At 34.8% G+C, this 10,571-nt stretch carries 10 protein-coding genes; all 10 read left to right on the forward strand.

Features of this window, described 5'->3' with window-relative positions; all coding sequences use genetic code 11:
* Nucleotides 1-150: 150 nt before the first annotated feature.
* The 10 genes from PN497_RS05255 to PN497_RS05300 all read left to right on the forward strand — a co-directional run bounded on the left by PN497_RS05255 (nucleotide 151) and on the right by PN497_RS05300 (nucleotide 10,416).
* Nucleotides 151-1,281 carry a TRAP transporter substrate-binding protein gene (locus tag PN497_RS05255; RefSeq protein ID WP_096571682.1) on the forward strand — a complete coding sequence of 377 codons (1,131 nt, stop codon included), beginning with the start codon at nucleotides 151-153 and terminating at the stop codon, nucleotides 1,279-1,281.
* Nucleotides 1,282-1,608: 327 nt separating this feature from the next.
* Nucleotides 1,609-4,188 (forward strand): leucine--tRNA ligase, encoded by a 2,580-nt coding sequence (gene leuS, locus PN497_RS05260; RefSeq protein ID WP_096571681.1) that lies wholly within the window; start codon nucleotides 1,609-1,611, stop codon nucleotides 4,186-4,188.
* 164 nt (nucleotides 4,189-4,352) lie between these two features.
* Nucleotides 4,353-4,877 (forward strand): hypothetical protein, encoded by a 525-nt coding sequence (locus PN497_RS05265; RefSeq protein WP_096571680.1) that lies wholly within the window; start codon nucleotides 4,353-4,355, stop codon nucleotides 4,875-4,877.
* A gap of 21 nt (nucleotides 4,878-4,898) precedes the next feature.
* Nucleotides 4,899-5,696 (forward strand): hypothetical protein, encoded by a 798-nt coding sequence (locus PN497_RS05270; protein ID WP_096571679.1) that lies wholly within the window; start codon nucleotides 4,899-4,901, stop codon nucleotides 5,694-5,696.
* 132 nt (nucleotides 5,697-5,828) lie between these two features.
* Nucleotides 5,829-6,908 (forward strand): DUF262 domain-containing protein, encoded by a 1,080-nt coding sequence (locus PN497_RS05275; protein WP_096571678.1) that lies wholly within the window; start codon nucleotides 5,829-5,831, stop codon nucleotides 6,906-6,908.
* Nucleotides 6,908-7,582: an MAE_28990/MAE_18760 family HEPN-like nuclease gene (locus PN497_RS05280; protein ID WP_096571677.1), complete on the forward strand. Its 675-nt coding sequence runs from the start codon at nucleotides 6,908-6,910 to the stop codon at nucleotides 7,580-7,582. The genes PN497_RS05275 and PN497_RS05280 overlap by 1 nt, the downstream gene beginning before the upstream one ends.
* Nucleotides 7,583-7,759: 177 nt before the next feature.
* Nucleotides 7,760-8,062 carry a type II toxin-antitoxin system PrlF family antitoxin gene (locus PN497_RS05285; RefSeq protein ID WP_096571676.1) on the forward strand — a complete coding sequence of 101 codons (303 nt, stop codon included), beginning with the start codon at nucleotides 7,760-7,762 and terminating at the stop codon, nucleotides 8,060-8,062.
* Nucleotides 8,059-8,532: a type II toxin-antitoxin system YhaV family toxin gene (locus PN497_RS05290; protein WP_096571675.1), complete on the forward strand. Its 474-nt coding sequence runs from the start codon at nucleotides 8,059-8,061 to the stop codon at nucleotides 8,530-8,532. Before PN497_RS05285 ends, PN497_RS05290 begins: the two co-directional genes overlap by 4 nt.
* Before the next feature lie 149 nt (nucleotides 8,533-8,681).
* Complete coding sequence (locus PN497_RS05295) at nucleotides 8,682-10,187, forward strand: DNA cytosine methyltransferase (protein ID WP_096571674.1); 1,506 nt, start codon at nucleotides 8,682-8,684, stop codon at nucleotides 10,185-10,187.
* A gap of 10 nt (nucleotides 10,188-10,197) precedes the next feature.
* A complete protein-coding gene (locus PN497_RS05300) occupies nucleotides 10,198-10,416 on the forward strand; it encodes a DUF4114 domain-containing protein (protein ID WP_096571673.1) in 219 nt (72 codons plus the stop codon).
* Nucleotides 10,417-10,571 lie beyond the last annotated feature (155 nt).

Below are 10,571 nucleotides of genomic sequence, written 5' to 3' on the forward strand. Positions count from 1 at the left end.
TATTTTTATACTAATATGAAATGATGGGAAATTGACAAAATTATCAGAAATAATAAATCTGATCGGAATTTCTGAATTGTTGCATCATATTGTTGCATCATTATGATATTGTGGGAACATCTTAATTTTAGGTCAATAGTATTAACTGTTATGAAACGTCGAGCTATTGTTAACAGATTATCTCAAAGTGCGATCGCTGCTACAGGAGTGGCAATAGTTGGTGGTTGTCAAAAAGCTACAAACCCAGCTACAAAAGGACAAGCAGACACTAGCAACCTACCCACCATTAGATGGCAAATGGCCACCAGTTGGCCAGTATCCTTAGAAACAATTTTTGGCGGAGCGCAGGTGTTGGCAGAACGGGTCAAAGCCCTAACCAATGGTAAATTTATCATCGAACCCCGTGCAGCAGGAGAAATAGCCCCTGGTTTAGAAGTTCTGAATGTGGTTTCTCAAGGTGCAGTCCAAGCAGGACACACAGCAGCTTATTACTACATTGGGAAAAGTCAGGCTTTAGCTTTTGGAACATCCGTACCATTTGGATTGAATGCCCAACAGCAAAACGCTTGGTTATATGAAGGAGGCGGTTTAGCCAAACTTCAGGAAATTTACGCCCGTAAATTTAATGTGATTCAATTTCCTGCGGGAAATACGGGTACACAGATGGGGGGATGGTTTCGCAAGGAAGTGAAAACACTGAATGACCTCAAGGGACTAAAAATGCGTATTCCCGGTTTAGGCGGACAAGTCATGTCCAAACTAGGGGTAACAGTACAGACACTTCCAGGGGGAGAGATATTCCAAGCTTTACAAACCGGCGCTATTGATGCTGCTGAGTGGGTAGGACCCTACGACGATGAGAAATTAGGCTTAAATAAAGTTGCTAAATATTACTATTATCCTGGTTGGTGGGAACCGGGTCCAACCTTAGAAGTACAAATTAATTTAGATGAGTGGAAAAAGCTACCTCCTCAATATCAAGCAGCTTTAGAAACAGCCGCCTATCAATCAAATACCACAATGTTAGCCCGTTATGATGCACGTAATAGTGAAGCTTTAGATAAACTATTAAAAGCAGGGGTACAAGTGCGTGCTTACAGTCAGGAAATATTAGAAGCAGCGGAAAAAGAATCTTTTGCTTTGTATGATGAGTTTGCGGCGAAGGATGCAGATTTTAAAGCGGTTTATGAAATTTGGAAACCCTTTAGAGATGGTATCTATGCGTGGAATAATCTGAATGAGGGTAGTTTAACTCGTTATGCCTATGGGAAATTGAAGTAGGTGACAGGTGACAGTTTCAGCTATCAAATCATTTACAAGCACAGGTAGATGAGGGACTAAGAAAATTTTTATACATTTAGCACTTCAGCCAAAAAGTCACTATGCTGTAGTATAAAAATAATTGCTGTAGTGTAAAGTTCATTTTGTCTGTAAAGAAAGACATTCACAGCCGAGAGATCAGACCAGAGATGTATGATCGTGTTTTGGAGAAGGAAGACTTAATCAAAAGTCTAGAACAACTATAACTACTGCATAAATTAGCCGGACTTGATATCTAGGATTATGCCACAATAGCGAAACTAGGAAAAATATTAGGAGTTTTTAATTGTGGAGTCCACCCCAAAAGCATCATACACCCCGGCCGCAATTGAAGAAAAATGGCAGCAAACATGGTTAGAATTGGGATTAGATAAAACCAATCAAGACCCAACCAAACCTAAATTTTACGCGCTTTCCATGTTTCCCTACCCATCTGGTAGCTTACACATGGGTCACGTCCGTAACTACACCATTACAGATGTAATCGCCCGCCTCAAAAAAATGCAAGGGTATAGAGTATTACATCCTATGGGTTGGGATGCCTTTGGATTACCCGCAGAAAACGCTGCTATTGATAGAGGTGTACCTCCTGCCCAATGGACATATAAAAATATAGACCAGATGAAAAAACAATTACAACGTCTGGGTTTATCCTTAGATTGGGAAGCAGAATTGGCTACCTGTTCACCCGATTATTATAAGTGGACACAGTGGATATTTTTGCAATTTTTAGAAGCGGGTTTAGCTTATCAAAAAGAAGCGGCTGTAAATTGGGACCCCATTGATCAAACCGTACTAGCTAACGAGCAAGTAGACAGTGAAGGACGTTCTTGGCGTAGCGGAGCAATTGTAGAACGTAAATTATTGCGGCAGTGGTTTTTAAAGATTACCGATTATGCCGAAGAATTATTAAATGATTTGGATAAATTACCTGGTTGGCCAGAACGAGTTAAAGTAATGCAAGCTAACTGGATCGGAAAATCCACTGGTGCATATTTAGAATTTCCCATAGTCGGTTTAGATGAAAAAATCGCTGTTTATACTACCCGTCCCGACACCGTTTATGGCGTTAGCTACGTCGTATTAGCTCCAGAACACCCTTTAACTCAACTTGTCACCACTTCCGACCAAAAAGCGGCTGTAGAGGCTTTTATCAAAGAAGTAAGCAACCAAAGCGAATTAGAAAGAACCGCAGAAGACAAACCAAAACGGGGTATTCCTACCGGGGGGAAAGCTATCAACCCCTTCACTGGGGAAGAAGTACCGATTTGGATTGCAGATTATGTACTCTATGAATATGGTACAGGTGCGGTGATGGGAGTACCCGCCCATGATGTGCGAGATTTCAAATTTGCAAAGGAGCAAAATTTACCTATTAAAGTGGTAATTGTACCGGAAATTGGAGCAGATGAAAATTTAAAATCAGCTTACACAGAACCGGGAATTTTAATTAATTCAGGTGAATTTAATGGCATTAATTCTGTAGATGGAAAAAAAGCCATTACTGAATATGCAGAAAAACAAGGTTTTGGTAAAGAAAGAGTACAATATCGCTTGCGAGATTGGTTAATTTCTCGTCAACGTTATTGGGGCGCACCTATCCCTGTTATTCATTGTCCTAATTGTGGAATTGTACCCGTACCAGAAAAAGATTTACCTGTACAATTGCCAGAAGAAATTGAATTAAGTGGCCGTGGTGGTTCACCTTTAGCACATTTAGAAAGTTGGGTAAATGTTCCTTGTCCAAGTTGCGGTACTCCAGCAAAAAGAGAAACCGACACAATGGATACTTTTATTGATTCTTCTTGGTATTTCTTGCGGTTTACTGATGCCACAAATGCAGAGAAAATTTTTGATGGTGGTAGAGTAAATGATTGGATGCCGGTTGATCAATATGTAGGCGGTATTGAACACGCGATTTTACATTTGTTGTATTCTCGTTTCTTTACCAAAGTATTAAGAGATAGAGGTTTGTTGAATTTTGATGAACCATTTCAAAAGTTATTAACTCAGGGAATGGTACAGGGTTTAACATACATGAACCCGAAAAAAGGAGGAAAAGATAAATGGATTCCTTCAAATTTAGTTGATGCTAATAATCCTGTAGATCCGCAAACTGGAGAACCTTTAGAAAAGGTTTATGCTACCATGTCTAAATCAAAAGGAAATGGTGTTGCACCGGAAGATGTGATTAATAAATATGGCATTGATACGGCGCGGATGTTCATTTTATTTAAAGCACCTCCAGAGAAAGATTTAGAATGGGATGAAGCTGATGTTGAGGGACAATTTAGATTTTTAAACCGTGTTTGGCGGTTGGTTACTGATTACGCTGCGGCGGGAGTTTGTAAGCAAAAAGCTGATTTGGAAAAGTTAAGTAAAGAGGAAAAAGATTTACGGAGAGCGATTCATTTAGCGATTCAAGCAATTACGGAAGATGTGGAGGAAGAATATCAATTTAATACCGCAATTTCGGAGTTGATGAAGTTAAGTAATGCGTTGACTGATGCTAAGTGTAATAATTCGCCAATTTATGCGGAAGGTATTCTAACTTTGGTGATTATGTTAGCGCCTTTTGCGCCCCATATTGCTGATGAATTATGGCATTTGTTGGGGAATAAGGGAACGGTACATACTCAAGTTTGGCCGAGTTTTGATCCTGCTGCTTTGATAGCTGATGAAATTACTTTGGTAATTCAAATTATGGGTAAAACTCGCGGTTCTATTCAAGTTCCTTCGCAGTTAGATAAGGTTGAGTTGGAGAAGTATGCGCGGGAGTCTGAGGTGGCGAAGCGTTATATTGAAGGGAAGGAAGTTAAGAAGGCGATCGTTGTTCCTGGTAAGTTGGTGAATTTCGTTTTGGGTTAGGGTTTGTAGGTTGGGATGGACTACCACTTTCTCTAATATACAAGGTTGGGTTGCATTTCATTTAACCCAATCTATTTGTTATTATTGTTAATGTTGGGTTTCCTTACGTCAACCCAGCCTACGTACAACAAGGTATAAACAATATCATAAAGTAGAGTTTAAAAATGGAAAATATACAAACAATTGGTAATTCGCTTGTTACAGAAATAGAATTTCAGAAATATATTGCGGAATTAGAGGATTACTACGAGAAAAAGTTAACTAACTTTGCTATAAACGTATACCGAGAAAGGATTAGTCAGTGTCAAGAAATGGATGATAAATCTCTGCAAATAGCTGTAACTAAGTGTATAAATAATCATGCCTGTGGTGAAAAATTCTTTCCATCTGCGGAGATGTTAATTCAATATGGACTAGAAAATAATGCTGAAAAAGAAATGAATAAAACTGTAAATTATTTGGAACAGATTGAATTATTAAAGAAGTCTGATGAAATTATAGCGATGTCAGTTTGGACAAAAGACAATATAGCAGAAATGTTAGTTAGTCATGGCTATACTGATAGCAATGAAAATATATTGGCTACTATTGATGAAATTATTGGACTACTCGGCAAAAATGACGCTCATCACAAATTTATTCTGAACATGGCTATTGGCAGAGCTAAGAAAGATGGAGCAATCAAGTAGTTTGTAAATTGTGTTAAATAAATGGATTCACGCGACGATTTTCCTAAAAGAATTAAAGATTTGCTTGCGAAACGTGTTGGTTATCGCTGTTCTAACCCCTCCTGCCGTAAGCTTACCAGTGGTCCTCACAAAGATTCAGAAAAGGCAGTCAATGTTGGAGTTGCTGCACACATCACAGCAGCATCACCTAAAGGTCCTCGTTATGATAAATCATTGTCTTGTGAACAGCGCAAATCAATAAATAATGGAGTTTGGTTATGTGGAACTTGCTCCACACTTGTGGACAATGATCGAGATCGCTACACTATAGAAGAGCTAAATCGCTGGAAGCAAGAAGCTGAAGCTGAAGCAAAACTTGAAATTGAAGGTAAATCTACTAAAGTAGTTGTTTCAGATCATCTATTTGAGAAAAAGATAGAAGCTTATCAGAAGTTATTTTATGCTGTAAAAAAAGCTTCTAGCATCATTATCGATCTTTTTGAGATAGACGAGTTATCAAATGAAAATAAGGAAGCAATAGCTTTTAAGGTCGGTTTAGAAATTGCTAAATTGGCGGATTCTGAAAGTTTTTTCTTGGATGATGAAGTTATTGTTCATACAGTCGGTGCTTTTGTTGGAGTGGAAGATATCTTTGCTATAACTGACTCTGTTATGCGTCAAGATCAAATTAATAAATTTAGAAAAAATATTAGAAATGCTTACAGAATGATTGAATCAATTAGAGATACTCGAAAATTAGATCGATCAATTAAAAGTCCGATTGTTGACTATTTTGAGTCTTTGAAAGAAATCCAAGATAAAGAGGATCAAATTTTCTAGTTTGTATATTGGGTTAAATGAAATGCAACCCAACAGATTTATTATTATTGGTTGATGTTGGGTTTTCTCAACCCAACCCACAGATTGATATAATCAAATAATAACAATTACCCATCGCTAACGGTAAATAACATGGATACTGAAAAACTAACAATACAAATCGAAGAACAGAGAAATTTATTACACACCGATAGACTTGATGTATCCTTCGGTGAAATAATGGGTATGTATGAACGCCAGGAAATAGTTATTAAACCTGCATTTCAAAGATATTTTCGTTGGGATATAGAACAGAGAACACGCTTTATTGAATCTATACTTTTAGGTATTCCCATTCCTCCCATATTTGTAGCTGAAGACAGTGAAGGAGTATGGGAATTAGTTGATGGGTTACAAAGAATTTCTACTGTACTTTCCTTTTTTGGAGTTTTGAAAAGCGAAGATGAAGGTATTAGGAAAAATAACAATTGGATGTTAACAGCAGGTGAAAAAGTTGAATCTTTGGAAGGATTCACTTATGAAAGTATACCAAATAAATTTCGATTAAATTTAAAAAGAGCTAATTGTAGAGTAGAAATTCTCAGAACCAATAGTAATTATGATATGCGTTTTGAACTTTTCAATAGATTAAATACTGGTGGTTCTCCATTGACTACTCAGGAGATTAGAAATTGTATTTACAGGGATATTTCACCTAAGTTTAATGATTTTCTTAAAGAACTTGCAGCTAATCAAGATTTTCGGACATTAATTGATTTGAGTAATGAGCAATATGAGCAATTATATGATGAAGAATTGGCTTTGAGATTTATTTCTCTATACAAAAATATCAGAAATGTCCGCACCAGTATTTCACAACACATGACTAAATTCATGAAAGATGCTTTAGAAAATGAGAATTTTGATTATGAAGGTTACAGAAAGATATTTACTCAAGTATTTGCATTGCTGAAACCGTTAGGAAGAGAAATTTTTCGTCAGAAAGATGGAAATTTTGCTACTGCTCTTTATGATGTGATTACGATTGGTGTAGGTGAAAATTATGATTATTACAAATTTCAAGATTTAGAATTAATACGGAATAAACTTAAAGAAGTTGATAAAGACTCTGTTTTAATCAAGTTTTCCAGAACAGGAGGAAATAATCAAAAAGACAGAATTATCAATCGTCTGACAGAAGCAAAGAGAATATTTGGAAACATTAATAAATAATGACTAATCAGATCACTCTTTTAGAACAAGAAATAATGTCAGACATTGAGGAAAGAAGAGAGTTAATGTCATGGTTAAAATTGCTGTGCGCTAGATATGGATTTTCTACTACAGATGAGGAATTATTTCTTTATTATTCAATCCCCATAATTTATTCTATTTGGGAAGGTTTTATTCAAACCTCTTTTCAAATATATGTGAGAGAATTAAATAAATTAGAACTTACTATTGATCAAGTTTCTGATTCAATAATAATATATCATATCGAATCTACATTTCCCCAATTTAAACAATATCCAGATGCAGATAAATTTAATAAAAAAGTAAATTTTTTTAATAGGTTGGGTGTGTTTTATAAAACTAATCCCTTGGAAATCAGTCCAAAGATAAATACAGAAAGCAATGTTGGTTTTAAGGTTTTAAATAGAATACTAACTGATTTCAATTTAGATAAAATTCCAGAATTTCCAGATCCAGGTTCTCGATATTCCTTAGCAGAGGAACTCGATAAATTCCTCCTCAAAATTAGAAATACAGTTGCTCATGGACAACAAAGTTCTATAGTAGTAAAGAGAGAAGATTTAGAAAGAGCAATTAAACTGGTTGATAAACTGATGGATTTAGTGTTTGATAGAATTAAAACTGGGTTTATAAATAGGTCATATCTTAAATAGTTTGTAGGTTGGGTTAAATGAAATGCAACCCAACACATTTATTATTATTCGTTGATGTTGGGTTTCCTCACGTCAACCCAACCTACAGAATTAATTCCCAGGCTTGATCATAAAAATATGGTATCATTGAGAATATATGTATAAATATTATTACCTCAACACAAACGAGTTAGAATCATGAAACTGAGATTTCGCAAAAATATACGCGCTTCTCGCACTGGTGTAAATCGTTCCAGTAAGTACATAATTATTCATCAGAAAAAAGGAGAAACACCAGGAATGAATAGAATATTGTCACCAACTATGGCAAAGCATTATTTTGTCAAGGCGTTTTTAAATTTCCTTGCTAGAGATATCAAAAAAAATCCCAGTAATATTGAACCACTTACAGAAGAAATATATCATCGTGCATCTATGCTTACAGAAGGAATGGAAACTGATCTGGATGAAGAATTACCAGAGGATTTCATGTTTGTATGAATGTTAATGGGTGGACATTAAAAATTCATCCTGCCTTTGGTGAGAAATATAATAAATTGATCATTAAGGTTGAGCAACTTAAAGAAAAAGACCCTGAAGGATATCAGCAAAATCCAGTTACACAGTTTCTCAACAACATTAATGAGCTTATTTTTAGGAGAATACCTGAAGATCCGAGCGCACCAGAATTTAGGCAAGGTAAAACATTAGGAACAGATAAAAAGCATTGGTTTCGAGCGAAATTTAATAGAAGATTTCGTTTATTTTTTCGTTATAGTAGTACGGAAAAAGTCATTATTTATGCTTGGATAAATGATGAAAATACGTTGCGGAAAGAGGGAGCAAAAACAGATCCATACAACATTTTTAGTAAAATGCTTGCAAGTGGTAATCCTCCAGATAATTGGGATGTTCTTTTAAAGGCTTCAGATGATCTAGAATTTGTTTCAGAAGATGTTGACAATGGTTAATTTATAACTTGAATTACTCTTGTACGTTGGGTTAAATGAAATGCAACCCAACCTACAAAATAGGTATTTTTATTGAAAAAGAAGATTATAAAAAGAAAGATTTTGAAGAAGGATTTTTAAAATAATTGATTGAGAATAAGAGACATAAAATGCAGAAGATAAGATTTACTTTTATTGACCTGTTTGCGGGAATTGGTGGATTTAAAATGGCATTAAGTAACAATGGTGGTCATTGTTTAGGATTTAGCGAAATAAATCAAGATGCCATCAATACATATTGTGATAACTTTGAAATTGAATCTAGTTATAACTTAGGAGATATTACCAAAATTAAAGAATTACCACCCCATGATTTATTAACTGCTGGAGTTCCTTGTCAAAGTTGGTCAATTGCAGGTAAAAATCTAGGTTTTGATGATGATAGAGGACAATTATGGAACGATACAATTTATTTACTAAAACAATCACAACCCAAAGCATTTATCTTTGAAAATGTCAAAGGATTAGTTGATCCTCGGAATCAAAAATCCTTAGCATACATCCTAGAAAGAATAGCAAAAGCAGGATATTATGCTAAATATTTTGTCATTAACTCCTTTGATTATGGTGTACCACAAAATAGAATCCGTGTATATATAATTGGATTTTATAAACAAGAGTATCTAGAAAAGTTCACTTTACCAAAACCAATAGATAAAAAACGCACACTTGGCGATATATTAGGTATTACATCAGAGAAAAAAATAGATAACCAGGTTATTGAGAGAGATATATTTGGTAATATTATTTCCTCTAAAAGTATGAGTCTTTCACATACCAACGGATTTAATGATTACTTTTTATTTAATGACCTGAGAAATGGTCATACCACAATACACTCATGGGATATTATTGAAACTACTGAAAGACAGAAAAATATTTGTTTATTACTACTTAAAAACAGACGCAAAAGTAATTACGGACAATTAGACGGAAACCCATTATCATTAGCACATTTTCAAAGTCTAGATTCATCAATTACACAACCAGAAATTGATGAACTGGTAGCATTAGAAATTTTTAAATCAGAAGAATATCGTTTTATGATCAAACGGTCTAATATTAAAGATAATATTAAGAATTTGACTCAAGCTGAAGAAATACTGCTTTCATTTACCAATAATGGAGAAATAATAATTGATAATTTAAAAATCCAAAAAGTGTTTAAATTAGAAAAAATATCAATCCAAAAAACAATTGATTCTCTCAAACAAAAGCATATTATTGAGTGTGTGGAAATTCGCTATGATTTTAAAAATACGAAAATCAGTACAGGATTATTTGGTGTTAGTCGTATTTTTTTGCCAACTTCTGATATTTTCCCCACTTTAGTGGCCAGTGATACAAATGATTTTATCACCTTAAAAACAATTGCAGCTATAAATCATCATGATTTTAAAAACAAATTCATCAAAGAAGTTTATAAACCAAGAGAATTTAGAAAAATTACTAAAAGCGAAGCCTGTTTAATACAGGGATTTCCCCATGATTTTAAATTACCAGAGTCTAGAGCAAGATGGATGAAACTAATTGGAAATAGTGTTTCAGTTCCCGTCATTGATAAATTGTGCAAAGCTATTATTGATACTGGTGTTTTTAATAATAGTAATTTGTAGGTTGGGTTAAATGAAATGCAACTCAACACATTTATTATTAGTTGATGTTGGGTTTCCTTACGTCAACCCAACCTATGGAAAATTACTAGAAGCACCTATAGAAACTCCAGGAGTGCGATCGCCCCAAAAACCATTAGGAAATAACATCTTTGGTTTTGAAGATTTACCTAGTGGTGGAGATTTGGATTACAATGATGTGATGATTAGAATCAGTTTCTCTACTGTATGATGCGATCGCATGATTGAGCAAGTCCTAAGTTGACAATTTCATAGACAAAACTATACTTGTATTGACAAAAATCAATATATTTTTAGGAAAAAATCAACTACTTGATATATAATACGGTGATATCAAGTATTGAATTGAGACTATTGCCGACGCGA

Origin of the sequence: Sphaerospermopsis kisseleviana CS-549, from assembly GCF_028329225.1 — a bacterium.
Taxonomy (GTDB): domain Bacteria; phylum Cyanobacteriota; class Cyanobacteriia; order Cyanobacteriales; family Nostocaceae; genus Sphaerospermopsis; species Sphaerospermopsis kisseleviana.

Bases quoted from the DNA above. Each gene is read 5' to 3' on its own strand.
- PN497_RS05300 (WP_096571673.1), top strand. From the start codon at position 10,198: ATGAAATGCAACTCAACACATTTATTATTAGTTGATGTTGGGTTTCCT.
- PN497_RS05280 (WP_096571677.1), top strand. From the start codon at position 6,908: ATGACTAATCAGATCACTCTTTTAGAACAAGAAATAATGTCAGACATT.
- PN497_RS05265 (WP_096571680.1), top strand. From the start codon at position 4,353: ATGGAAAATATACAAACAATTGGTAATTCGCTTGTTACAGAAATAGAA.
- PN497_RS05295 (WP_096571674.1), top strand. From the start codon at position 8,682: ATGCAGAAGATAAGATTTACTTTTATTGACCTGTTTGCGGGAATTGGT.
- PN497_RS05275 (WP_096571678.1), top strand. From the start codon at position 5,829: ATGGATACTGAAAAACTAACAATACAAATCGAAGAACAGAGAAATTTA.
- PN497_RS05270 (WP_096571679.1), top strand. From the start codon at position 4,899: ATGGATTCACGCGACGATTTTCCTAAAAGAATTAAAGATTTGCTTGCG.
- PN497_RS05255 (WP_096571682.1), top strand. From the start codon at position 151: ATGAAACGTCGAGCTATTGTTAACAGATTATCTCAAAGTGCGATCGCT.
- PN497_RS05285 (WP_096571676.1), top strand. From the start codon at position 7,760: ATGAAACTGAGATTTCGCAAAAATATACGCGCTTCTCGCACTGGTGTA.
- PN497_RS05290 (WP_096571675.1), top strand. From the start codon at position 8,059: ATGAATGTTAATGGGTGGACATTAAAAATTCATCCTGCCTTTGGTGAG.